The sequence below is a fragment of the Subdoligranulum variabile genome (genome assembly GCF_025152575.1).
Taxonomy (GTDB): domain Bacteria; phylum Bacillota; class Clostridia; order Oscillospirales; family Ruminococcaceae; genus Gemmiger; species Gemmiger variabilis.
The window spans coordinates 1,800,530-1,823,715 of sequence record NZ_CP102293.1 but is presented as its reverse complement, the minus strand read 5'-3'; the positions used below and the strand labels follow the sequence as shown (position 1 = coordinate 1,823,715).

Here is a 23,186-nt window from a genome sequence, read left to right as displayed (position 1 = left end):
GTGGTTTCCAAATATTGACAATATTACCAAACTCTCGTATAATATCTACAAGAAGTTGCGTCAGGGGACAAAAATCCCCCCAATATTTTGCATGATTCACCGCCATTCGACCGTTGCGGAAACAGGAGGTTCATCCCATGATTTCAACCGGGATCGTCCGTCATATCGATTCTCTGGGCCGCGTGGTCCTGCCCAAAGAGCTGCGCCGCACCTTCGGCATCACCGCCGATACGCCGCTGGAAATCCTCACCGAGGGGGACGCCATCCTGCTGCGGAAATACCGCCCCGCCGACGCCTGCGCCCTCTGCGGCGAGGTGGTGCCCGGCTCGGTCCAGCTCCATGGAAAATTCGTCTGCCCCGCCTGCCGCCAGGCCCTGACCGGAAAATAAAAAAAGCCCGCAGCCTTTCAGACTGCGGGTTTTGATTTGTCTTACTCGGAACGCTGGAAGCCGCGCATGGATTCCTCGGCGTTCTTCACCAGGTTCAGCAGGCTGGTGGCGTGGCGGGGATAATCGTGGGTCAGCCGCTCGGTGGTCAGTGCCATGGTGGCGGGGTCCACACTGTCCCGGGTGCCGTCCTCCCCCTTGAGCACCTCGGCCAGGTCCGCCTCGGTAAGCCGCATGGCAGCGTCGGCGCTGGCCTGCCACCGGGCCCCGCCGATGCGGAACATCCCCTTCACGTTGCGGGGGCAGGCATCGTACATCTGGCGGAACACCTTGTAGACCGCCAGCATCAGATACCGGCTGATGGCCGTGACCAGCTCCTTGTCGCCGCTCTCCTGGAGTTTGTCGTAGAGGATGTCCAGGGAGTTCTCGATGAGCTTTTTGTACATGGTGGGCAGCACGCTGCCCCGGTAAACGCTGCCGCTGGTGGCGGCGTTGGCATCGGGCAGGTCCTCCACCCGGATGGTCTGACCGCTGCGCTCCGCACTGCGGCCCAGCAGATAGTCACAGCTGACGCCGTAATAGTCCGCCACCTGAACCACAAAGGCCAGTCCGCATTCCCGGATGCCCTTTTCGTAATGGGAAAGCTGGGCCTGGCTGATGCCCAGGTCCTGCGCCGCCTGTTTCTGTGTGATACCCCGTTCCTTGCGCAGCAGCGTCAGGATCCGGTTGAACTCCATGGCCATAGTTGTCCTCTTCCGGGGCGGGTCCCACCGGCGCGCCGCGCCGGGCCGCAGGGGCCGCCCATGTTTCTACGTGTTGTATATTATATCTGTCAAAAAACAATTTGTAAACCCGGATTCCGACACCCTTCGCCCCCGATTCTGGCACTATACCGCCCAAAGCGCCGGGCACCGCCTACATTTGGGGACCCTGTGCCCTGCCGGGGTATAAATATTGTGGGCAAATTTTGGCAAAGCGGGTCGGCGGCCGGTTTTTGTAACCAAATTGTAACTATTTTTCGTTGCAGAAACGCCGGTTTTGGGGTATGCTGATAGCGATACTCTCTTAAGGAAAGTGAGAAACCATCGTGAAATATTACAAACTGCATCTGATCCGCCACGGCCTGACGGCCGGCAACCTGCAGGGGCTGTACATAGGCAGCGGCACCGACCTGCCGCTCTGCGACGAGGGCCGCGCCCAGCTGGAGGAGCTGAAGCACCGGTTCCGTTACCCCGATGTGCCGCTGGTCTTCACCAGCCCGCTGCTGCGGGCCACCCAGACGGCGGAGCTGCTCTTTCCCGGCGTGCGGCAGATCGAGCTGCAGGACCTGCGGGAGATGGCCTTCGGCAAGTTTGAGGGCCAGCCGCTGCAGCAGCTGGTGAAGGACCCCGAGTTTGCCCAGTGGATGGACCCCACCAGCCGCACGGTGCCGGCGGGGGCGGAGGACCGGCAGGCCTTCTTCAACCGGACGTCCGGCATGCTGATGAAGATGTTCGAGTACATGCTGCGCACCCACACCGAGGAGGCCGCCTGTGTGACCCACGGCGGCGTCATCATGAACATGCTGGCCCAGCACGCCCTGCCCTTCCGCAAACCGGAGGAGTGGATGACCGATCCCGGCGCGGGCTACAGCGTGCGGCTGGATGCCGAGATGTGGATGCGGGACCATCTGGCCGAGGCCTACGACGTGGTGCCCGCAGGCTACCTGGACGATATGGAACAGGAATAAAAGCATAACAAAACCGCCCCGGCAGGCTCTGCCGGGGCGGTTTGCTGTTTGTTATCGGGTCATTCGCCGGATTCCGAGGAGGAAGCGGCTTCCTCGGGGGCCGGGGTGGGCGTGGCGGTGACCCCCGCCTCGTCCAGGATGGCCTGGTTGTCGGCAATGGTCTGGTTCAGGCTGTCCACCAGGGCCTGGGCCTCGTCCCGCTTGGCGATGAGGTCGGCATTCTCGCTGTCCTCGTCCAGGGCGGCCTGGGCTTCCTCCAGGGCGGTCTGGGCGTCGGGCAGCTGGGCGTTGGCCTGCTCCACCGCCGCCTGGGCGTTGATGATCCGCTGCTGGGCGTCAAACTCCGCCTGGGCCGCCGCGGCATCCTCGTCGCTGACGCCGCTTTCCAGCAGGGCGGGCTTTTCGGGCAGGGTCTGGGCCGTGCCGTCGGCACCGGTGAGGGCCAGGCTCTGGCCGTAGTAGCCGCCCCAGATAGCGATGAAGCTCTTGCCCGGGTTCACCACCAGGGGATTGCCGTCCGCCGCCGTCAGCTGCAGGGGGCCGGTGGCGTCCTCCTTGGTCCACTGGATCTGCTCCCAGGCGCCCCCCGTCAGGTAGAGGCCGGTGCCGCCCGTCAGGTCGTAGTCCCGGGTGTAGCCGTCGTCCTTGATGCCGCTGGAGGCGTAGAGCACCAGCACGTTGGTGAAGGCCACCTGCTGGCCGTTGTCGGCGTCCACCGTGGGGGAACCGTCGGCGTTGGTCTTGACGTAAAGGCCGGTATCCGCCGCGTAGTTCAGCTGCTCGCTGTCGCTGGGGGAGAAGGTGATGGTCAGCGAGGTGCCGTTGCGGGCCCCCTCCTCCACCGCCGGACGCTCCCCGAAGACAAAGAGCGGCGTGTTGGCCCCCTCCAGGGAGGTGCCGTAGGTGTTCAGGCCGTTTTTGATCAGTTCGCCGGTGGTGTACCAGCAGTTTTCCTCCCGGTAGCCCGCGTTCTGGCGGTCCTGGTCAAAGGCGAAGGCCGCCTTGCCGATGTGGTAGCCGTCCAGGTCCTGGTAGGTCAGGGCGTTGAGCAGGTTGGAGGCGTAGATGTTCTTGTCGATGTGCACCGGCAGGGCGTTGAGGGGCAGCGCCATCTGAAGCAGCAGGTCCCGCCCCGGGCCCACCGGACCCGCCTTGGAGATGTTGTCCACGTTGGAATACAGGGCCATCAGGCTGGCGGTGGTGCCTTCGCTGACCCCCTCCACCAGCACGTCGGCGCTGGACAGCCCCCACTGGGGCGCGGCCCCGTCCAGGGTGCGCAGCGTCACCGCCACCGGACGGCGGTTGGTGTAGTCGGCGTCGGCCACACCGGTGAGCGGGTTGGCCATCGGCTCCGCCTGGGGGGTGGGTTCCGCCGTGGGCGCCGCCGATTCCGGCGTTGCCTCCGGCGCAGTGCCGCCCAACAGCGACGAACAGCCGCTGAGCAGCAGCGCCGCCAGCAGGGCCGCCGTCATACCGACGGCCTGGATGCTTCGTTTCATAGAAAGGTCCTTTCCAAAAAATCAGCGCAGCCCGCACCGGGCGGACCGCGCTGATCGTTTTCTCGTTCAGGAGTTCCGGCGCCGGATCAGCCCACTGCTTCGGGGTCGTCCGCAACCGGTTGTTCGGCTGCCGTGTCGGCGGGCACTTCCTCGGTGGTGCTCTCCGCCGGGGACTCGGTGACGGTCTCGGCCTCGCCGCTGCCGGTGGCGCTGGTGGTCAGATCGTCGGTGCTCATGCCCAAGGTCTCGCCTTCCTCGGCGTCGTCCTCCACATAGCTGCTCTCATAGGTCACGGTGGTGGCACTGGACAGATCCACCCCGTCCAGCGTGCTGTGGACGAAGTTCTCGGCGTAGTCCACGTCGGTCACCGCCACGTAGCTCTTGCCGATGTTGATCTCCACCGGCGTGTCGCTGCACTGGCCGTCCTCGGTGAGGTAGTACAGCCGCAGGGCCTCCAGCGGGGTGCCCTTCTGCCAGTAGATCTTCTCGCACTTGCCGCCGTAGCAGTAGTAGCCTACACCGCCCCAGGCGTACTCGGCGTACTGCAGGTCCTTGGCCTCATGGCCGGGATAGGTGTGGATGTCGGTGTAGAGCACGATGACGTTGGGGAAGCTCAGCACGGTGTTGTCGGCGGCTTCATCCACGGTGTCGCGCCACTGGCCGTCCGAGTAGTTCTGCTGCATCTTGTAGGTGTTGGAGGCGCTGTCATAGATGAAGCGGGTCTTGTAGGAGGGGCTGTGCTCGATCTCCACGTACTCGCCGTCGCTGACCACCGGGCCGTACTTGTCGCTGTAGGCGCTGTCCAGGCTGTTGGACAGGTCGCGGGTCTGGCCCAGACGGTAGTCCACGAAGTTGAAGAAGGTGGAGTTGTAGGTGCGGTCCATATCCACGCTGTTGTCGTCGATGTACTTCTGGATGTTCTCCGAGTTGGTGTACATCGTGTGCTCCAGCGCCAGGTTGCCGTTGTTATAGGAAGCGCCCGCCCAGTTCACGCGGCCGTAGTCGCGGTAGCCGTTGGCACCGTCGTTGTTGTTCAGGTTGCCGTAGCTGTAGTCGATGGCATACTGCTGCATGACGACGGACTGGCCCTCGTGGATATACAGCGCCTGCCAGGGCAGGATCAGGCGGAAGAACTGGTCACGGCCGGAGCGGACGGGACCGATCTCGCCGATGTCCTGATAATCGGTGAAGACCGGCATGAAGCGGGTGATGCCGCCTTCCACCTTGATCTCGAACAGGATGTCGGCCTTGGACAGACCGCGCTGGGGACGGGCCGCCACGATGTTGTTCACCATGACGGCGGTGATGCGCTGGTTCTTGTAATCGTCGCCCTGGGGCTCACCGGTGAGGACGTTGGCCTTGTAGGGCTCCAGCGAGGGTTCCGGCGTGGCGGTGACTTCCGGTGCTGCGGAGGTGGTGTCCGATTCGGCCTTCTGCTTCTTGCAGGCGGCAAGCACGACGCACAGCGACAGGATGGCCATGACGAGCAGTAACTTACGTTTCATTCACAGTTCCTCTTTTCTTGGTTGATCCGTCCGGGCGGCGGGGCGCACACAGACTTTGCCGACAAGTAGTTAGCTCTATTGTAGCCGCTTTGTAATCATTTGTAAAGGCGGGCGGCACAATTTTACAATTATAAGGAAGCGATCTGCCCCCGGGTCTGGATCCAGTATTCCCCCATGCTGGACCCCGGTTTGCCGGTGCATTCGTCGGAGAGATACTCCCCCAGGCCCACCGACGCCGGGTCCCAGGCCAGGGCTTCGGCCTCGGTGGCAAATTCCACCTCGGCGTACCAGAAAGCGGTGGGCAGGTCGGCATCCACGCAGTTGACCTCCAGCGTCAGCCCGCCGGGCAGCGCGTAGCCCCGGCGTTCCTTATGGATGAGGGGCTTGCCGATGAGGTGTTCCAGCTTTGCAAAGAGCTCGGGGTCGATCTCGGTCTCGATCTCCTCCCGGCTCAGGGTGCCCCCGCCCTTGAAGCAGAGCACCAGCGCCGTGGGCCCGCCCGCCAGCGCCTCCCGCCGGATGCGCACCGTGGGCCGCACGCTGATGTAGCCCTGGTCCATCCGGTACTCCTCGGTCAGGGGCAGACCTTCCGGCCAGCCGGTGACCATCCATTTCCGTTCAATTTCCATAGTATACCTCGTCCGGCGGCCCGCAGAGTGTCGTTTTGGGGCCGCCTTTCCAGTATACCATATCCCGCCGTGCCCCGGCGATGGACAATATTGCCAGTTTTTGCTTTGGAATCACCCGGGATTTGAGCAGTTCGCCAGTTGCATTTTTCCATCACAGCCCGTATAATGGGAACATAACAGCAAGGGCGCTGCGAATGTGTTTTCGCAGCGTCTTTTTCTGTACTACAGAGTTTGTGATGTAAGGAGTAAGTAGTTATGGCAGCAACCGTCATGGAACTTTACGGCAGCAAAGTCTTTAACGAGCACGAGATGCGTGAGCGTCTGCCCAGCTCTACCTACAAGAGCCTGAAGGCGACCATCGAGAAGGGCCAGCCCCTGGACCTGGAGGTCGCCAACGTGGTGGCCAGCGTCATGAAGCGCTGGGCCATCGAGCAGGGCGCCACCCATTACACCCACTGGTTCCAGCCCCTGACCGGCATCACCAGTGAGAAGCACGACGGCTTCGTCAGCCCCCAGCCCGACGGCACCGCCATCATGGAATTCTCCGGCAAGGAGCTCATCAAGGGCGAGCCGGACGCTTCCTCCTTCCCCTCCGGCGGCCTGCGCGCCACCGCCGAGGCCCGCGGCTACACTGCCTGGGACCCCACCAGCTACGCCTTCGTGAAGGATGACGTGCTGTGCATCCCCACCGCTTTCTGCTCCTACACCGGCGAGGCCCTGGACAAGAAGACCCCGCTGCTGCGCTCCATGCAGGCCATCAGCGACCAGGCCTGCAAGGTGCTGCACCTCTTCGGCAAGGATGTGCCCCGCGTGGCCACCACCGTGGGCCCCGAGCAGGAATACTTCCTCATCCGCAAGGAAGACTATGAGAAGCGCCTGGACATCGTGCTCACCGGCCGTACGCTGTTCGGCTCCGCCCCCTCCAAGGGCCAGGAGCTGGAGGAGCACTACTTCGGCACCATCCGCCCCATCGTCTCCGACTTCATGAAGGAGCTGGACGAGGAGCTGTGGAAACTGGGCATCCCCGCCAAGACCAAGCACAACGAGGTGGCCCCCGCTCAGCATGAGCTGGCCCCCATCTACGATACCACCAACGTGGCCATCGATCACAACCTGCTGACCATGGAGATGATGAAGAAGATCGCCCTGAAGCACGGGCTGGTCTGCCTGCAGCACGAGAAACCCTTCGAGGGCGTCAACGGCAGCGGCAAGCACAACAACTGGTCCATCTCCACCGCCGACGAGAACCTGCTGGATCCCGGCGACACCCCCATGGAGAACCTGCAGTTCATGGTCTTCCTGTCCGCCGTCGTCAAGGCGGTCGATGAGTACGCCGACCTGCTGCGCACCTCGGTGGCCACTCCGGGCAACGATCACCGTCTGGGCGCCAACGAGGCGCCCCCGGCCATCATCTCCATCTTCGTGGGCGAGGAACTGGAAGCGGTCATCGATGCCGTCTGCACCGATTCTCCCTACGCCGGCCCCGTCAAGATGAAGATGGACCTGGGCGTGGATGTCCTGCCCAAGTTCAGCAAGGACACCACCGACCGCAACCGTACCTCTCCCTTCGCCTTCACCGGCAACAAGTTCGAGTTCCGTATGCCCGGTTCCGCCGAGAACCTCTCCGACGCGAACACCATCCTGAACACCGCCGTGGCCAAGGAACTGAAGGAATTCACCGAAGAGACTTCCGGCGCCGCCGACTTTGAGTGCGCGGCTGCCGCCTGGGTGAAGAAGACGCTGAACGACCATCGCCGCGTCATCTTCAACGGCAACGGCTACAGCGAGGCCTGGGAGGCCGAAGCCGAGCGCCGCGGCCTGCCCAACCGCAAGTGCACCCCCGATGCCATGATCGCCCTGAAGGACCCCAAGAACATCGCCCTGATGGAAGAGTTCGGCGTCCTGACCAAGACCGAGATGCTCAGCCGCTACGAGGTGGAGATGGAGCACTACTCCAAGATCATCAACATCGAAGCCCGCACCATGCTCAAGATCGCCAACAAGCAGCTGATCCCCGCCGCCACCTCTTACATGGGCGAAGTGGCCAACACCGCCGCCGCCAAGGCCGCCGCTGTGGAGGGCATCTCCACCAAGGCCGAGACCAAGGTGCTGCAGGCTCTGAGCCACTACACCGATGAGATGTCCGACGCGGCCGATGAACTGAAGGAAGTCACCGACAAGGTCTGCGCGCTGGAAGACGAGAGCGCCAAAGCCCACGCCTTCCACGACGAGGTCCTGCCCGCCATGGCCCGGCTCCGTGCCGCCGCCGACGTGGCCGAGGAGCTCGTCGATGAGGAATACTGGCCCCTGCCCTGCTACAGCCGTATGCTGTTCTACACCGAGTAAGGCGCAGATTCCTTCTTAATTATTGCCATTCTCCTTTTCCTATTTCTTACACCGCTCGAAAGGCCCGCCCGGAAACGGCGTGAGTGACCTGACAAAACAAAGTCTTTCAAAGTCGCGCAAAAGCGGCAGATGCAAGGCAGAGGGTTGCAGCACTCCTTTGTGGAATGCAAAACCCGATAACGCAGCAGATGCCGCTTTGGCGGCAGACTGGACGGCTTTGGTTTGTCAGGGAGCTCCGCTTACAGGTGGGCCTTTCGGGTATCTATCTGCGGCAGCCCTTGCGCCAAGATGCAATTGATTCCCGGAGGCATTTATGAAACGTACCGCACAGGATATACTGAATTTTGTGGAGGACAACGACGTCAAATTCGTCAAGCTGACCTTCTGCGACATCTTCGGCAACCAGAAGAACATCTCGCTGTTTGCCAGCGAGCTGCCGCGTGCTTTTGCCCAGGGCATCAGCTTTGACGGGTCCTCCATCGCCGGCTTCATGAACGTGGAGGAGAGCGATCTGGTGCTCTGGCCCGATCCCGACACCGCCACCGTGCTGCCCTGGCGTCCCACCGAGGGCCGGGTCATCCGGATGTACTGCGACATCACCCTGCCCAACGGCAAACCCTTTGAGGGCAACTGCCGGGGGTATCTGCAGTCGGTGGTGGGCCGGGCCAAGGCCATGGGCCTGACCTGCAACGTGGGCTGCGAGTGTGAATTCTACCTCTTCGAAACCGACGAAAACGGCAACCCCACCCACATTCCCCTGGACCGGGGCGGCTACTTCGACATCCCGCCCCTGGACAAGGGGGAAAACATCCGGCGGGAGATCTGCTTCGCCATCGAGGAGATGGGGCTGCACCCCGAGCACAGCCATCACGAGAGCGGCCCGGGCCAGAACGAGGTATGCTTCCTCTACACCCCGGCCCTGAAATCCGCCGACAACCTGAACACCTTCAAGAGCACCGTCAAAGCCATTGCGGCCCGCAACGGTCTGTTTGCCAGCTTCATGCCCAAACCCCTGGCCGACCAGCCGGGCAGCGGGCTGCATGTGAACATGTCGCTGGTGCGGGACGGCAAGAACCTCTTTGAGGGGGATCTGGTGCCGGACAGCGAGGCCGGCCATTTTGTGGCGGGCATCATGGCCCACGCCCGGGAGCTGACGGCCTTCTGCAATCCGGTGCCCAACTCCTACGCCCGGCTGGGCGCCAACGAGGCGCCCCTCTATGTGAGCTGGAGCCGCCAGAACCGCAGCCAGCTGGTGCGGCTGCCCAGCGCCAGCGGCGAGTTCTGCCGTGTGGAGCTGCGGGGGCCCGACCCCGCGGGCAACCCCTATCTGGTCATCGGGCTGATCCTGGCGGCGGGGTTGGACGGCATCCAGCGCCAACTGCCTCTGCCCGAGGCGGTGAACCGCAACCTGTTCCATCCCAGCGCCGCGGCGGGGTTGGAAAGCCTGCCCCGCTCTCTGCGGGAGGCCATCACGGTGGCCGGGCAGAGCGAATTTATCAGCGCGGAACTGCCCATTGCCCTGATGAACAAGTATTTCGAGTACCAGACCCTGCTGTGCCACGACTACGAGGCTGCCACCGACGTGGACGCCTGGGAGCGGGCCAACGGGTTCCTGATCATCTGACGGCCGTATAAATATGCAGAGAGGAGGGGCGGCCTGTGGCCAAGGCGCTGATCGTATCGGCGGGCACCAACGCCAATGAATACCTGGCCCGGCACATTGCCGAGCTGGGCTACACCCGCCCTGTCATCGTACCCAGCGGCGGCGAGGCCCGCCGTCAGATGGACGGCAAGGATTTCGAGGTCATCGTCATCAACACCCCGCTGCCCGACGAGTTCGGCCATGAACTGGGCACCGATGCCGTCCAGAAGACAGACGCCGGCGTTATTTTGCTGGCCAAGAGCGGCACGGCAGAGCAGATTTCGGCCAAGCTGCAGGACTTCGGTGTGCTGGTGCTGAGCAAGCCCTTCAGCGGGCCCCAGTTCCGGCAGGCGGTGCAGATCGCGGCCAGCAACTATAAGCGGCTGGCCCTGCTGCGGGCGGAAAACCAGAAGCTGCTGGACAAGATCGCCCAGCTGCGGCTGGTGGACCGGGCCAAATGTTTCCTTATCGAGAAGCGGGGCATGACCGAGACGGAGGCCCACCGGCTCATCGAGAAGAACGCCATGGATACCCGCCGCAGCCGCGGCGAGGTGGCCCAGGAGATCCTGGAGTCCGCCGAGGAATAACCAGAACACCCCCGGCAGAGCGGATGCTCTGCCGGGGGTGTTCTGTTCTGCGCCGCCGGGAAGAGCCGTCCCCGGCTGTGGAGGACGGCTTTCCGGCCGGGCCGGGCGTTCGGCCTTCAGGCCGGGAACGGCCCAGGGGGAGAGGTCCGAACGCTGCGCGCTCAGTTCAGTTTCTTACGGAGCGCGAAGAGGTAGACTGCCGCACCGGCCAGTGCTGCAAAGAGCATGACCACGAAGACGACGGACGTCTGGGTCTGCAGACCGGTCTTGGGCAGGATCTTGGTGGTGTTGGCCGCCGGGGCCGCCGCCTTGACGACCTGCTGGGCCGCCGGTTTGGCCTGGGCCTTGGCGGCAGGCTTGTTCTGGGCGGGTTTGGCCTGGGACGGCTTGTTATCCGCCGGCTTGGCGGGGGCGGGGTTCTTGGCGCAGTGGGCCGCCAGCTCCCAGCTGCCGGGCACTACCAGCTCGGTACCCTTATAGGTGTTGGTGCCGTTCCAGCTGCTCAGCGTCTTGAAGGTGTAGCCCATGGCGCCCACGGTGGCCAGGGTGTCCTTGAGCTGCGCCATCAGGTTCAGCTGCTGGCCCTCGGTCCAGCTCACCTTCACGGTGGCGGCGGACTGGAACTCCTTGCCCTTCTCATCCACGAAATGGACGATGTAGCTGCTCTCGTAGTGGGCGAGCGGCGCCAGATGCACCGTCACCGTCTTGCCGGCCAGGGCCGGGGTCACGGTGAACTGTCCGGCGGCGGTGTAGGACGCCTCTCCCGCCGGCTGTACCACCGTGAAGTCCCGGACACGGTAGCCCTCGGCGCCGTAGCTGCGGGCGGTGGCGGTGCCCGCCAGATAGTTCCAGGCATCAAAGCCCTTGGTGCTGGGATCGTAGGTGACGGAGGCCTGCCTGGTCACGTCGATCTTGCCGTCGTCGCTGAGGAAATGCAGGGTGAAGTCCACCATCTCGGTCTTGGCAGTGCTCTTCTTGACCAGGTGGACGACGATTTCCTTGCCCTGCAGGTCGGTGGTCACCGCCTGCATGCCGCGATGCTCGCAGACGCGGTCGCCGTTCTGCGCCGGGATCACGTAATCCGACAGGGTGTAGTCCTGGGCTGCGTAGGTCTTGTAGGGTTCCTGGGCCATCACGAAGTCCCAGACATCGGTGAGCACGCCGTTGGGATCATAGACCAGGGAGATGGCCTGGCTCTTCTGGATCTGGTTGTCGGTGCTCAGGTAGCGCAGGGTGAAGTCCACCGTCTTGTTGGGGGAGACCACCGGCTTGTCCAGCGTCACGGTGACGGTGATGCCGCGCAGGCTCGGGGTCACGGCGAACTGATCCGCGCCGGTGTAGGTCTTGTTGCCCTCCTGGTGGGGCACCTCGAAGCTCTTCATGGTGTAGCCGGCCGTCTGGTAGCTCTGGTAGACGCGGGAGTTTTCGATGTAGCTCCACAGGTCGTAGATCTTGCCGTTGGGATCGTAGGGGACTTCCACGTCCTTGTCATCCGCGATGTTGCCGTCGGTGCTCAGGTAGCGCAGCCGGAAGGCCACCTGCTCCGCCTTGGCCTCGGTCTTCTTCACCAGGTGGACGATGATCTCCTTGCCCTCCAGGTCCGCGTTCACGTTCTGCAGTCCCTGTTTGTCGCAGAGGCGGTCGCCGCCCTCGGCGGGAATCACATAGTCCTCCATCTTGTAGCCCTGGGCTTCGTAGGTCTTGTAGGCAGCCTGGTCCATCACGAAGTCCCACAGATCGGTACCCGCTTCGTCGGGGCGGTAGGTCAGGGTGGCGGGCTGGGTATCCTGGATCTGGTTGTCGGTGCTCAGGTAGCGCAGGGTGAAGTCCACCGTCTTGTTCTCCGGCTCCTTGCCCAGCGTCACCACCACGGTCTTGCCCGCAATGGCATCGGTCAGTCCGTAGTGGTCCGCCTCGGTGTAGGGGGCGTGGTCATCCCCCGAAACGGTAAAGCCCTTGATGCGATAGCCCTGTTCCTGATAGGTCTTGTACGCCGTCATGTTCTGCAGGAAACTCCAGGCATCCACACTGCGGCCCGGCCGGTAGGACAGCGATACGCCCACCGACTGGGGCTCCTCCACGCCCTCAAAGCGGACACGGAAGCTGGGATGCTGGATGGTGGACGCCAGTTCCACCGTCAGTTCCGCTTTCCAGGGCTTTCCGTCCTCTTTGAGGGAGAAGGTCAGTTCCGTTTCGCCGGTCTGCTTGTCCTTGATTTTGGTATCGGCGGGCAGGTTCATCTTTCCGTACAGGGTCTCCCAGCTGTACCGGCCGGTCAGCGCGGACCCCGGCTGATAGGGCAGTTCCCCCAGGGAAATGGTCTGGTCGTTCAGCTGGCGGATATCCAGCCGATAGTGCACATCCAGCTCCACGGCCACCTTTTGTTCCTCCGCAAAGGCGCTCACCGGCAGGCTGCAAACCGCCAGCAGAACGGCCACCAGAACGGCCAGCAGGCGGTGCAATCGTCTTGTCTTCTGCATGATCAAACTCCTTTTTTCTGATCTATTTCCAGACACCGGCCGCCCTCCCCCCCCTCTGAGGGCCGCCGCTGCCAGAAACCTGGGTCGTGCCCCGTCAGGCCCCTGCGGGCCAACGGGCGGGCAGGCGGGGGGACGGGTTCTCGGTCACGGTATCGGGGCCGGTGCTCTCCCCCGGACGCAGGGGCCGCGCCATCACGATGAGGCGGGCATCCTCCATCTCGTAGGTACAGATGCACAGGCTCAGCAGCCGTTCGTCGGGCCGGGCATAGTCCCCCGCCGTGTAGAACGCCCGGGCCGCCACCTCGTCCAGGTAGCGCTGCTGGGCGGCCTCGTCGGCAAAATCCACATAGCGGTTGAAATCGAAGTAGTCTGCGTCCTCCGGCCGGGCGCTGAGGGCGTACACCGCCGTCACCTTGTACAGTGCGCTGCCCCAGAGGGTGTCCAGCGTGATCACCGGGTGCCGGGTGTAGTAGTCGGGATGGCGGTAGTTCTGCAGGCTGGAAAACCGCGCCGTCTGCCCTACCCCCATGTTGTGGCCGTAGAGGATCAGGTGATCCCCCTTCTCCACATCGCACTCGTAGTCGGCGTAGGGCAGGCCCTCCAGATCGTACTGTTTGTCCAGGTCATGGCGCAGATAGTAGTCGTTGTCCCTGCCCTGCACCACCGGAAAATCCACCGGCGTGCCGTCAATGGCGATCCAGCCCACCACGTCGGGGTTGCGGGCCAAAAGGTCGGTGAAGTCCCGGGGCGGCAGCGCCGTGGGGGCAGGCGTGGAGCCGGGTCCGGTCTCCGTGGGGGCCGGTTCGGCCTGGATCACGGCGGGCCGCTGGGACTGCAGCGCCCGGTTCTGCGCCCAGCCCGGCAGCAGCATGGCCACCGCCGCCATCATGGCCGCCGCCATCCCCGTGACAAAGGCCCCGCCGAAGAGCAGCAGACGCTTCACAGCGGCACCTCCACAAAGTAGGTGCCCGCCGACGTGCCGTCCGCCCGCTGTTCCTCATAAGCCACCGTCAGCGCCGTGCAGTCCCGGGGCACCAGGACCAGCACCAGCCCGCCGCCGCTCTCCCCCGCCGCCAGATCCTGGGCGTAGGGCATCATCCGGTCGTCCAGGGCGTCCAGGCAGCAGCCGAAATCCTCCGCCCCCTCCCCCCACTGGAACTGGAAGTCCCGGGCAAAGACCGGCAGCGTCTCCGCCCCGGTGTTGGTCACCGTGAGCATCAGGCTGATGAGCCGCCGGTCCTCCGGCACCGTCACCCCCGGATACTCGGTGAGGGGCTGGGCTTCGCTCACCGCAAAGTCGAACAGCGCCGTGGACACCGTCTGGTCGGGTTTGGCCCGCACCGTTTTGGCACAGCCCGCCAGGAGCAGTACAAGAAAAATTGCGGTCCATCTTATCTGCCTGAAATGTTTGTTTTTTGGAATCATAGCGCGCCTCACCTGGTACATATGTGCTATATTCAACAATATTTTCGTGCGCTTTTGTGCATTATCACCAATTTTCGAGGGTGTGCTCCAGCGTAGCACGGCGGAAAGCCCCTGTCAATACAACCGCTTTTCCATGCAATCGATCCCACCTTGTTCCGGCCCGTCGTCTCTTGTCCCGGTCCCGCCATTTTCTTCGCTTCAACGAAAAAAGCCGCACAGACAACTTTGTCTGTGCGGCCCTGGGCTGCGCTATTTCTTTTTTTCCTTGTCCCGCTCCTTGGCGGCGGAGAGGGCTGCCGGCGCCCGGGTATCGGGGGTCAGCAGCTTGGCCCGGGTCACCGCCGCGCCGCCGAATTTCCGGCGCAGGGCGTCCGCCGTACGGTCCAGTTTTTCCTGTTTCTGGCGGCGGGTGGTGTCGGTAAAAAGGTCCAGCTGCTCGAAATTGTCGGTGCCGGTCTTCTCGGCGCTGACCCCCACCAGCCGCACCGGACGCCCCGGCCACATCTGCCGCATGAGCTGCAGCGCCACCTCATAGAGGCGGTCGGTGGAGTTGGTGGGGTCGGGCAGCGTCCGCTGGTGGCTGGTGCGGCGGAAGGCGTTGTCCACCAGCTGCACCGTCACCACCCGGGCGGTTTTGCCGTCGGTGCGCAGCCGCCGCCCCACCGAATCGCAGAGGGCCAGCAGGGTGGCGTCCGCCTGTTCGGGTCTTGTCAGGTCCTGGGGCAGCGTCACGCTGTTGCCGTAGGTGTTGTCCCGGGTGGTCTGCTTGGTCACCGGGTCGGCCTCCCGGCCGTTGGCGTAGTTCCACAGGGTGTCCCCCCGGGTACCGAAGATGCCCACGATCACCCGGCGCTCGGTCCGGGCCAGGTCCCCGATGGTGTAGATGCCGCACTGGTTCAGCCGTTTCACGGCGCTGGGCCCCACCCCGAAGAGGGATCCCACCGGCAGCGGCCACATCTTGTCCGGCACCTCCTCCGGGAAGAGGGTGTGGACCTTGTCGGGCTTCTCAAAGTCCGAGGCCATCTTGGCCAGCAGCCGGTTGGATGCCACCCCGATGTTCACCGTGAAGCCCAGCTCCTCCCGCACCCGGTTGCGGATGGTGTGGGCCACCGTCAGCGGCGGGCCGAAGAGGGCCTCGGTGCCGGTCATGTCCAGAAAGGCCTCGTCGATGCTGTACTGTTCCACGTCGGGGGTATAGTCCCGCAGGATGGCGATGAGGGCCTTGCTGTTCTGCACGTAGAAATCAAAATCCGGCGGCGTGACGATGAGTTCCGGGCATTTCAGCCGGGCGGAAAAGAGGCTTTCCCCCGTGCGGACACCGAATTTTTTGGCGGGGCTGCTCTTGGCCAGCACCACGCCGTGGCGCTTTTCCTCGTCGCCGCCCACCGCCGAGGGCACGGTGCGCAGGTCCAGCGTCTCCCCCGCCCGCAGCTTTTTCAGCGCCGACCAGGAGAGGAACGCCGAGTTCACATCCACATGAAAATAGACTTTGGCCATCCGGTCCACCCCCTTTTTTTCTATTATACCATAAACAAAGAGGGGTTGCGCAATGGCGCAAAACGTGCGATAATGGATGCATAAACTTGCACAAAATCTGCATAGGGGGTTATGACAATGAATTTGCAGGGGCGTGATTTTCTGACGCTTTTGGACTATACGCCGGAGGAGATCGGGTATCTGCTGGACCTGGCGGCCGAGCTGAAAGCCAAAAAGAAGGCGGGCGTGCTCCACGACGTGCTGCGCGGCAAGAACGTGGCCTTGATCTTTGAGAAGACCTCCACCCGGACCCGTTCGGCCTTCGAGGTGGCGGCCCACGACCTGGGCATGGGGTCCACCTATCTGGATCCCACCGGCAGCCAGATTGGCAAAAAAGAGTCCATCGCCGACACGGCCCAGGTGCTCTCCGGCATGTTTGAGGGCATCGAGTACCGGGGCTTCGGCCAGGAGATCGTGAAGGAGCTGGCGAAATACGCCGACGTGCCGGTGTGGAACGGCCTGACCAACGAGTTCCATCCCACCCAGATCCTGGCGGATTTCCTCACGCTGCGGGAGCAGTTCGGCACGCTGAAGGGGCTGAAGTTCGTCTACATGGGGGACGCCCGGTACAACATGGGCAACAGTCTGATGATCGGCTGCGCCAAGATGGGGCTGGATTTTGTGGCCTGCGCCCCCAAGGCTTACTGGCCGGACAAGGCGCTGGTGGCCACCTGCCGGGAGCTGGCGGCGAAGAGCGGCGGCAGCGTTACCTTGAGCGAGAACACCGATGCGGTGTCCGGCGCCGACGTGGTCTACACCGACGTCTGGGTGAGCATGGGCGAGCCGGTGGAGGTCTGGGCGGAGCGCATCGAGGCCCTGGCTCCCTACCAGGTGAACGCCGCCCTCATGGCCAGGGCGAAACCCACGGCGGTCTTCATGCACTGCCTGCCCGCCTACCACGACCACAAGACCGCCGTGGGCAAGGAGATGGGCGAGAAGTTCGGCCGCGCCGAGATGGAGGTCACCGACGAGGTGTTCAGCGGGCCCCAGTCCATCGTATTCCGGGAGGCGGAGAACCGCATGCACACCATCAAGGCGGTGATGGCCGCCACTTTGGGCGCCAAGTTCGACTGACTTCGTCCTTTCTTTGCAAAGAAAGGACCAAAGAAACTCTAATCAAATATTCCGGTACTGCGCAGTAACGGAAAAGAGGACCGGTTCCCACGGGAACCGGTCCTTTTTCAGGGCTATAAACAAACACATCCCCGCCGCGGAGATCCGCGGCGGGGATGTGTATTTATACGGTCAGCTGTTGACTACCGCACGGGGGCGAATCAAGCCTCCAGGTAGCCGTACTGCAGGTACCAGTAGCCGTAGGGGCTGTGCCAGGTGCCCTTCAGAGAGGGGCTCTGCAGCCAGAAGTCGTTGTAGTAGGCAACGGGGATGCAGCCCATGTCTTCCATGAGGATGTCCTCGGCCTTGTGCAGCTGCTCGAAGTGGGTGTTGGTATCAGCAACCTTGGAAGCCTCGATGGCAGCATCGAAGTCGGGGTTGTTGTACTTACCATCGTTGTTGCCGTTGCCGGAGGTGAAGATCTCCAGCATGTTGGAAGGATCATTGTAGTCCATGACCCAGCCGTTACGGCTGATGTCGAAGTCACCGGCGCGGCGCAGGGGCAGGAAGCTGGCCCAGTCGACCTTGTCGATGTTCATGGTGATGCCCAGCTCACCCCAGGCCTGCTGCAGGTACTCAGCCACGGGGATGTGGTAGCCGGCGTCGTTGGCGCTGTAGGTGATGGTGGGGAAGCCCTCGCCGCCCGGGTAGCCGGCCTCTTCCATCAGCTTCTTGGCCTCTTCCAGATCGGCCTCGTAGTCGCTGCTGATGTAGCCTTCACCGCCGTTGGCGTTGTCGATGAACTCGCCCTTGCCCTCGGCATCCATGATGCCAGGTCCGACGATGTTGTAGGCGGGGCTGTAGGTGCCCTGCATGATGACGTCGGCCACGTACTCACGGTCGATGGCCAGGCTCAGAGCCTTGCGGACGTTGGGATCCGTGAAGGGTTCCTTCTGGTCGTTCAGGCTGATGTAGTAGGCGCCCAGGATGGTGTCGACGTAGAAGTCGCCGCCGTCCTCGGCCTTGGTCAGGCTGGGGATCTCATCGGTGGGAACGTCCTTGACCAGCTGAGCCTCACCGCTGTTGTAGGCGGCGTAGGAAGCGCTGGAGTCCTCCAGGAGCAGGAGGGTGATGGTGTCAGAGACGATCTTGCTGGTATCCCAGCCGCCCACGTAGTTGGGGTTCTTGGAGAGCACGATGCGCTCGCTGGGAGTCCATTCGGTGATCATGTAGGGACCGTTGGAGACGAAGGTCTCGGGGCTGGTGCACCAGGCATCGCCGTTGGTCTCCACAGTAGCCTGCTGCACGGGAGACAGAGCGGCAAAGGCAGCCAGCTTGTCAAAGTAGGAGCAGGGATAGCTCAGGGTAACGGTCAGGGTCTTGCCGTCCTCGCTGGCGACGACCTGCAGGGCGTCGGGGTTGGGATCGGTGGTGGGGTTGCCGTCGGCGTCAGGGTTGCCCTGGGCCTCGTCAAAGCCGGCGATCATGCCAACAGCGGTCTCCGCGTAGGGAGCGGCGGTGTTGGGATCGGCCAGACGCTTGAAGCTGTACTCGAAGTCCTTGGCGGTCAGGTCGGAACCGTCGCTCCACTTCAGGCCGTCACGCATGGTGAAGGTCCAGGTGAGGCCGTCCTCACTGACAGACCAGTCTTCGGCCTGGCCGCCGATGATCTCGTTGTTCTCGTCGATCAGCAGCAGGGGCTCGAAAATGGTGATGATGGTGTTGGCACCGTCAACGGCGCTGTTCAGCGCGGGATCCAGGGTCTCGGGGTTAGGTCCGAGCTGAACGGTGAATCCGGAACCGGTCGCGGTGGCTTCGGTAGCGGCTTCTGCAGTAGCACCCTCAGTGCTGGCCGCGCTGCTGGTGCTCGCGGTGGAACCGCAGGCAACCAGAGAAGCGGCCATGCAGCCGGCAACCGCCACAGCGACAAATTTCTTCATCTTCATGTGGTTTTTCCTCCAATTTAAAAATTACTATACCCAATCCCTCCGGTTTTGCCTTCGGAATGAATACCATAACTATAAACCCGGCGAACCATCGGTGCAAGAGCTCAAAGGCTTTTGTAATTGTTTTGTGATGGTCCTTTTACCGCACACCGGGCGGGAATTCCGGGGCGCACACCCCGGCAGTTTCCTCTCAGTCCGCCACTTTGTCCAGGTGGTGGCAGGCAGCCCAGTGGCCGGGGCCGACCTCCTTGAACTCGGGCACTTCCGCCGCGCAGCGCTCGTCCGCGTAGGGGCAGCGGGTGCGGAAACGGCAGCCGCTGGGCGGGTTCAGCGGGCTGGGCACGTCGCCCTGCAGCACGATGCGCTTGGAAGAGCGCGCCGTCTTGGGATCGGCCACCGGAATGGCGGAGATCAGGCTGCGGGTGTAGGGGTGGACGCTATGGGCGATCAGCTCAAAGCTGTCGGCCAGCTCCACCAGCTTGCCCAGGTACATGACGCCGATGCGGTTGGAAATGTGCTTGACCACGCTCAGGTCATGGGCGATGAACAGGTAGGTCAGGCCCATCTCCTGCTGCAGGTCCTCAAACATGTTGACGACCTGGGCCTGGATGGAAACGTCCAGCGCCGAGACCGGCTCGTCGCAGACGATGAATTCGGGGTTGACCGCCAGGGCGCGGGCAATGCCCACGCGCTGCCGCTGGCCGCCCGAGAACTCATGGGGGTAGCGGTTGGCGTGCTCGCTGTTCAGGCCCACACGCTCCAGCAGGGCGATGATCCGGTCGTGGCGTTCCTTGTCGTTGGCCGCCAGCTTGTGGATGTCGATGCCCTCGCCCACGATGTCGCCGATGGTCATGCGGGGGTCCAGGCTGGCATAGGGATCCTGGAAGACGATCTGCATGCGGCGGCGGTAGGGCAGCATGTCCACAGCGATCTTCTTTTCCTTGTCGAAGAGGACCTTGCCGTCATAGATGATGGTGCCGTCGGTGGGCTCATAGAGGCGCAGCAGGGTACGGCCGGTGGTGGTCTTGCCGCAGCCGGACTCGCCCACGAGGCCCAGGGTCTCGCCCTTGCGGATGGCAAAGCTGACGTCATCCACGGCCTGGACGTAGCGCTTGTTCTTGCCCACGCCGCCGGCCGGGAAATACTGCTGCAGATGCTTGACTTCTACGAGGTTCTTCTGCTCACTCATTCGGCTTTGCCTCCCTTCTCAAATTCTTCTTTCTGGCGCAGCCAGCAGTAGGTGTAGTGGGTGTCGCTCAGCTCGGTGCGGGGCGGCATCTCCCGCAGGCAGACCTTCATGCAGCTCTTGCAGCGGGGCGCAAAGGGGCAGCCGGCCGGGGGATTCAGCAGGTCCACGGGGGTGCCCTCGATGGGGACCAGACGCTCCTTCTCGGTGGCGTTGAGCTTGGGGATGGAGTTGATCAGGCCCTTGGTGTATTCATGCTGGGGGTTGTAGAAGATTTCGTCGGTGGTGCCGTACTCCACGATGTGGCCGGCGTACATGACGGCGATCTTCTCGCACATGGAGGCCACCACGCCCAGGTCATGGGTGATCATGATGATGCTCATGCCCAGCTTCTTGCGCAGGTCCTGCATCAGTTCCAGGATCTGGGCCTGGATGGTCACGTCCAGGGCGGTGGTGGGCTCGTCGGCGATGAGCAGCTTGGGCTCACAGGCCAGGGCGATGGCGATCATCACGCGCTGACGCATACCGCCGGACAGCTCATGGGGATACTGCTTCAGACGGCGGTCCGGCTCGTTGATGCCCACCAGTTCCAGCAGTTCCCGGGCACGGTCCCAGGCTTCCTTCTTGGTCTTCTTGGTGTGGAGCAGGATCACTTCCACGATCTGGTTGCCGATGGTGTACACCGGGTTCAGGCTGGTCATGGGATCCTGGAAGATGATGGAGACTTCGTTGCCGCGGATCTTGCGGAACTCTTTCTCGGTCATCTCATCGATCTGGTGGCCGTTGAACCACACCTTGCCGCCCACCAGGCGGCCGGGATAGGCCGTCAGGCCCATGATGGAGTAGGCGGTCACCGACTTGCCGGAGCCGGACTCACCCACGATGCCCAGCACATCGCCCTGGTTCATCGTGAAGGACACGCCGTTCAGTGCCTTGACCTCACCGGCGGGGGTGAAGAAAGACAGGCGTTCGTCCTGAATTTCAAGAATCTTTTCGCTCATGGTGTCTTGTTTCTCCCCTCGTTAGTTTTTCAGCTTCGGGTCAAAGGCATCGCGCAGGCCGTCGCCGAAGAGGTTGAACACCAGGATCATGACGCTGATCATCACCGCAGGTGCCAGCAGCAGGTGCGGGTAGGTGTTCATGCCCTTGACGGCATCGGTGGCCAGCGAGCCCAGGGACGGCATGGGAGCCGCCACGCCCAGGCCCAGGAAGCTCAGGTAGCTCTCGGTAAAGATGGAGGAGGGGATCTGCAGGGTGGTGGTGACGATCAGGGTGCCGATGCAGTTGGTCAGCAGGTGGCGCTTGATGATCCGGCCGCCCGAGGCGCCCAGGGCGCGGGCCGCCGTGACATACTCGCTCTCCTTGAGGGTCAGCACCTGGCTGCGGACGATACGGGCCATGCTGACCCAGTACAGCAGCGCGAAGATGATGAAGATGGAGATCATGTTGGGGCCCAGCTTCTGCATCCAGCCGAACCCGGGCTGCTGCGCCAGGGATTCCAGCGGGTCCTTGATGGCCATGCCCAGCAGGATGATGAGCAGGATGTCCGGGATGGTGTAGAGAATATCGGTGATACGCATCATGATGATGTCCACCCAGCCGCCGGCAAAGGCGGAGATGGCACCGTAGGTGGCGCCGATGACCAGCACCAGCACCGAGGCCAGGAGGCCGACGGACATGCTCACGCGGGTGCCCATCATCAGACGGACGGCGAAGTCACGGCCGTTGCGGTCGGTGCCCAGGATGTGGGGGAAGACGCTCTCACCGGCAGCGATCTGTTCCAGCTCCTTCTTGCCGTACTCGAAGGGGGCCAGGTTCTCGCTGTATTTGATCTGCTCATCGTAGCCGTAGGGCCAGACCATGGGCAGCACATAGGCAAAGATGGCGATGAGGATGATGACCAGCAGGCTGACCATCGCGATCTTGTTCTTGCGCAGACGGCGCAGACCGTCCTTCCAGAAACTGACGCTGTCCCGCATGATGACGAGACTTTCCTTCTCCTCGCTGGAGGCGGGGACGAAGTCGTCCACGTTGAGGTGCAGGCTCAACGGATTCTTCTTGAGATTTTCCACAGCTTGCTCCTCCTTTACTTCAGTTTGATACGCGGATCGATGACCTTGTACAGGATGTCCACGATGACGTTGGCGATGATGACCATGGTGGCCAGCAGAATGGTGGTGCCCATGATCAGGGTGTAGTCACGGCTGGTGATGGCGGTGACGAAGTCACGGCCCAGGCCGGGGATGGTGAAGATCTTCTCCACCACGAAGGAACCGGTCATCAGGGCGGCCAGCATGGGGCCGACGTAGGTGACTACCGGCAGGATGGCGTTGCGCAGGGCATGCTTGAAGAGGATCTTCACGCTGGAGACGCCCTTGGCACGGGCGGTGCGCATATAATCCTGACCCATGACGTCCAGCAGGCTGGAACGCATCAGACGGGTGATATAGGCGGTGGGATAGATGGCCAGAGCGGTGACCGGCATGATGTAGGCTGCCGGTTCGTTCAGGCCGATGGTGGGCAGGATCTGCAGATTCATGCCGAATGTGTATAGTAACAATACACTGGATATGAAGCTGGGAATGGCGATGCCGCAGGTGGCCAGCACGATGATGAGGTTATCGGCCCACTTGCCGCGGTTGTACGCCGAAATACAGCCCAGAGGAATGCCCAGGCAGAGGGCCACCGCCACAGCAATGCCGGCGGTGCGGCAGGAGACGGGCAGTTTTTCGGCAATGATCTGGTTGACGGTACGGCCGCGCTGTTTCAGGCTCAGGCCCATATCGCCGTGCAGCAGGCTGTTCATATAGTTGAGATACTGCACGCCCAGGGGCTTGTCCAGGCCGTACTTCTCGTTCAGTGCCTGCTGGGCGGCCGCACTGATGGATTTTTCTGCCACGAACGGGCCGCCGGGGACCAGGTTCATGATGAAGAAGGTAAGCGTCGCCACAATAAACACACTGAAGATGCCCATTGCCACGCGCTTGATGACGTACTTCGCCATTGTGTTGTGCCACTCCGTTTCATTATGGAATACAAATTTGCGTCAGTCGGGTGGGTTTTGCCCCCTGTACACGGCATTACAAACACGGTTGTGCGCTATCCGCGGACAGAGTCGGGAACAAAAAAAGCGGTGGCGGTTGCGGCTGCACAAACACCATCGTTCATACCCGAAATCTTTTCTATTATAATGAACCTGTCGTCTTTTGTCAATTGCATGTTCTTGTTTTATTTTTA

Annotated in this window: 19 protein-coding genes; 6 read left to right on the top strand and 13 right to left on the bottom strand. The window is 62.7% G+C overall.

Annotated elements, in window-relative coordinates; translation table 11 throughout:
* Nucleotides 1-137 precede the first annotated feature (137 nt).
* The gene (locus NQ490_RS08685; RefSeq protein WP_007048245.1) at nucleotides 138-389 is read left to right on the top strand and encodes an AbrB/MazE/SpoVT family DNA-binding domain-containing protein; all 252 of its coding nucleotides are present in this window, start codon (nucleotides 138-140) and stop codon (nucleotides 387-389) included.
* Between the two features lie 41 nt (nucleotides 390-430).
* On the opposite strand, the gene NQ490_RS08680 is transcribed toward NQ490_RS08685, so the two are convergent.
* A complete protein-coding gene (locus NQ490_RS08680) occupies nucleotides 431-1,129 on the bottom strand; it encodes a helix-turn-helix domain-containing protein (protein ID WP_007048246.1) in 699 nt (232 codons plus the stop codon).
* Between the two features lie 344 nt (nucleotides 1,130-1,473).
* On the opposite strand from NQ490_RS08680, the gene NQ490_RS08675 reads away from it, so the two are divergent.
* Nucleotides 1,474-2,115 carry a histidine phosphatase family protein gene (locus tag NQ490_RS08675; protein WP_007048248.1) on the top strand — a complete coding sequence of 214 codons (642 nt, stop codon included), beginning with the start codon at nucleotides 1,474-1,476 and terminating at the stop codon, nucleotides 2,113-2,115.
* 59 nt (nucleotides 2,116-2,174) lie between these two features.
* On the opposite strand, the gene NQ490_RS08670 is transcribed toward NQ490_RS08675, so the two are convergent.
* The 3 genes from NQ490_RS08670 to NQ490_RS08660 form a co-directional block, all read right to left on the bottom strand.
* Nucleotides 2,175-3,614 (bottom strand): DUF3048 C-terminal domain-containing protein, encoded by a 1,440-nt coding sequence (locus tag NQ490_RS08670; protein WP_007048249.1) that lies wholly within the window; start codon nucleotides 3,612-3,614, stop codon nucleotides 2,175-2,177.
* Nucleotides 3,615-3,700: 86 nt separating this feature from the next.
* Nucleotides 3,701-5,119, bottom strand: a complete 1,419-nt coding sequence (locus NQ490_RS08665) for a DUF3048 domain-containing protein (protein WP_007048250.1) — start codon at nucleotides 5,117-5,119, stop codon at nucleotides 3,701-3,703.
* Between the two features lie 128 nt (nucleotides 5,120-5,247).
* Nucleotides 5,248-5,748, bottom strand: coding sequence for a CYTH domain-containing protein (locus tag NQ490_RS08660; RefSeq protein WP_007048252.1), 501 nt, complete (start codon nucleotides 5,746-5,748; stop codon nucleotides 5,248-5,250).
* 255 nt (nucleotides 5,749-6,003) lie between these two features.
* Between NQ490_RS08660 and NQ490_RS08655 the strand changes: the two genes are divergently transcribed.
* The 3 genes from NQ490_RS08655 (at nucleotide 6,004) to NQ490_RS08645 (ending at nucleotide 10,323) form a co-directional block, all read left to right on the top strand.
* On the top strand, nucleotides 6,004-8,094 hold the full coding sequence (locus tag NQ490_RS08655; protein ID WP_007048255.1) for a glutamine synthetase III family protein: 2,091 nt from the start codon (nucleotides 6,004-6,006) through the stop codon (nucleotides 8,092-8,094).
* A gap of 313 nt (nucleotides 8,095-8,407) precedes the next feature.
* Entirely contained in the window at nucleotides 8,408-9,718 is a 1,311-nt protein-coding gene (locus NQ490_RS08650) for a glutamine synthetase family protein (RefSeq protein ID WP_007048257.1), read from the top strand.
* A 35-nt stretch (nucleotides 9,719-9,753) separates the two neighbouring features.
* Complete coding sequence (locus NQ490_RS08645; protein ID WP_007048258.1) at nucleotides 9,754-10,323, top strand: ANTAR domain-containing response regulator; 570 nt, start codon at nucleotides 9,754-9,756, stop codon at nucleotides 10,321-10,323.
* A gap of 161 nt (nucleotides 10,324-10,484) precedes the next feature.
* Here NQ490_RS08645 and NQ490_RS08640 read toward each other — a convergent pair whose 3' ends face one another.
* The 4 genes from NQ490_RS08640 to NQ490_RS08625 all read right to left on the bottom strand — a co-directional run bounded on the left by NQ490_RS08640 (nucleotide 10,485) and on the right by NQ490_RS08625 (nucleotide 15,725).
* Nucleotides 10,485-12,803 carry an LPXTG cell wall anchor domain-containing protein gene (locus NQ490_RS08640; RefSeq protein ID WP_007048259.1) on the bottom strand — a complete coding sequence of 773 codons (2,319 nt, stop codon included), beginning with the start codon at nucleotides 12,801-12,803 and terminating at the stop codon, nucleotides 10,485-10,487.
* A gap of 94 nt (nucleotides 12,804-12,897) precedes the next feature.
* Nucleotides 12,898-13,746 carry a class B sortase gene (locus NQ490_RS08635; RefSeq protein WP_007048260.1) on the bottom strand — a complete coding sequence of 283 codons (849 nt, stop codon included), beginning with the start codon at nucleotides 13,744-13,746 and terminating at the stop codon, nucleotides 12,898-12,900.
* On the bottom strand, nucleotides 13,743-14,228 hold the full coding sequence (locus NQ490_RS08630) for a hypothetical protein (protein ID WP_040918490.1): 486 nt from the start codon (nucleotides 14,226-14,228) through the stop codon (nucleotides 13,743-13,745). Before NQ490_RS08630 ends, NQ490_RS08635 begins: the two co-directional genes overlap by 4 nt.
* 249 nt (nucleotides 14,229-14,477) lie before the next feature.
* Nucleotides 14,478-15,725 (bottom strand): DNA polymerase Y family protein, encoded by a 1,248-nt coding sequence (locus NQ490_RS08625; protein ID WP_007048262.1) that lies wholly within the window; start codon nucleotides 15,723-15,725, stop codon nucleotides 14,478-14,480.
* A gap of 117 nt (nucleotides 15,726-15,842) precedes the next feature.
* On the opposite strand from NQ490_RS08625, the gene argF reads away from it, so the two are divergent.
* Entirely contained in the window at nucleotides 15,843-16,838 is a 996-nt protein-coding gene (gene argF / locus NQ490_RS08620) for an ornithine carbamoyltransferase (protein ID WP_040918494.1), read from the top strand.
* Between the two features lie 200 nt (nucleotides 16,839-17,038).
* On the opposite strand, the gene NQ490_RS08615 is transcribed toward argF, so the two are convergent.
* From NQ490_RS08615 to NQ490_RS08595, 5 genes are all read right to left on the bottom strand, one after another.
* Nucleotides 17,039-18,763, bottom strand: coding sequence for a peptide ABC transporter substrate-binding protein (locus NQ490_RS08615; RefSeq protein WP_007048264.1), 1,725 nt, complete (start codon nucleotides 18,761-18,763; stop codon nucleotides 17,039-17,041).
* 190 nt (nucleotides 18,764-18,953) lie between these two features.
* Nucleotides 18,954-19,952 carry an ABC transporter ATP-binding protein gene (locus NQ490_RS08610; RefSeq protein WP_007048265.1) on the bottom strand — a complete coding sequence of 333 codons (999 nt, stop codon included), beginning with the start codon at nucleotides 19,950-19,952 and terminating at the stop codon, nucleotides 18,954-18,956.
* Complete coding sequence (locus NQ490_RS08605) at nucleotides 19,949-20,950, bottom strand: ABC transporter ATP-binding protein (protein ID WP_007048266.1); 1,002 nt, start codon at nucleotides 20,948-20,950, stop codon at nucleotides 19,949-19,951. Before NQ490_RS08605 ends, NQ490_RS08610 begins: the two co-directional genes overlap by 4 nt.
* A gap of 21 nt (nucleotides 20,951-20,971) precedes the next feature.
* Nucleotides 20,972-22,021: an ABC transporter permease gene (locus tag NQ490_RS08600; RefSeq protein WP_007048267.1), complete on the bottom strand. Its 1,050-nt coding sequence runs from the start codon at nucleotides 22,019-22,021 to the stop codon at nucleotides 20,972-20,974.
* A 14-nt stretch (nucleotides 22,022-22,035) separates the two neighbouring features.
* The gene (locus tag NQ490_RS08595; protein ID WP_007048268.1) at nucleotides 22,036-22,953 is read right to left on the bottom strand and encodes an ABC transporter permease; all 918 of its coding nucleotides are present in this window, start codon (nucleotides 22,951-22,953) and stop codon (nucleotides 22,036-22,038) included.
* Nucleotides 22,954-23,186: the final 233 nt, after the last annotated feature.

What these genes read in the sequence shown, in the direction of transcription:
- NQ490_RS08685 (WP_007048245.1), top strand. Translation starts at nt 138, where the DNA reads ATGATTTCAACCGGGATCGTCCGTCATATCGATTCTCTGGGCCGCGTG.
- NQ490_RS08655 (WP_007048255.1), top strand. Translation starts at nt 6,004, where the DNA reads ATGGCAGCAACCGTCATGGAACTTTACGGCAGCAAAGTCTTTAACGAG.
- NQ490_RS08680 (WP_007048246.1), bottom strand. Translation starts at nt 1,129, where the DNA reads ATGGCCATGGAGTTCAACCGGATCCTGACGCTGCTGCGCAAGGAACGG.
- NQ490_RS08595 (WP_007048268.1), bottom strand. Translation starts at nt 22,953, where the DNA reads ATGGCGAAGTACGTCATCAAGCGCGTGGCAATGGGCATCTTCAGTGTG.
- argF (WP_040918494.1), top strand. Translation starts at nt 15,843, where the DNA reads ATGAATTTGCAGGGGCGTGATTTTCTGACGCTTTTGGACTATACGCCG.
- NQ490_RS08610 (WP_007048265.1), bottom strand. Translation starts at nt 19,952, where the DNA reads ATGAGTGAGCAGAAGAACCTCGTAGAAGTCAAGCATCTGCAGCAGTAT.
- NQ490_RS08640 (WP_007048259.1), bottom strand. Translation starts at nt 12,803, where the DNA reads ATGCAGAAGACAAGACGATTGCACCGCCTGCTGGCCGTTCTGGTGGCC.
- NQ490_RS08665 (WP_007048250.1), bottom strand. Translation starts at nt 5,119, where the DNA reads ATGAAACGTAAGTTACTGCTCGTCATGGCCATCCTGTCGCTGTGCGTC.
- NQ490_RS08605 (WP_007048266.1), bottom strand. Translation starts at nt 20,950, where the DNA reads ATGAGCGAAAAGATTCTTGAAATTCAGGACGAACGCCTGTCTTTCTTC.
- NQ490_RS08650 (WP_007048257.1), top strand. Translation starts at nt 8,408, where the DNA reads ATGAAACGTACCGCACAGGATATACTGAATTTTGTGGAGGACAACGAC.
- NQ490_RS08630 (WP_040918490.1), bottom strand. Translation starts at nt 14,228, where the DNA reads ATGATTCCAAAAAACAAACATTTCAGGCAGATAAGATGGACCGCAATT.
- NQ490_RS08615 (WP_007048264.1), bottom strand. Translation starts at nt 18,763, where the DNA reads ATGAAGATGAAGAAATTTGTCGCTGTGGCGGTTGCCGGCTGCATGGCC.
- NQ490_RS08625 (WP_007048262.1), bottom strand. Translation starts at nt 15,725, where the DNA reads ATGGCCAAAGTCTATTTTCATGTGGATGTGAACTCGGCGTTCCTCTCC.
- NQ490_RS08660 (WP_007048252.1), bottom strand. Translation starts at nt 5,748, where the DNA reads ATGGAAATTGAACGGAAATGGATGGTCACCGGCTGGCCGGAAGGTCTG.
- NQ490_RS08670 (WP_007048249.1), bottom strand. Translation starts at nt 3,614, where the DNA reads ATGAAACGAAGCATCCAGGCCGTCGGTATGACGGCGGCCCTGCTGGCG.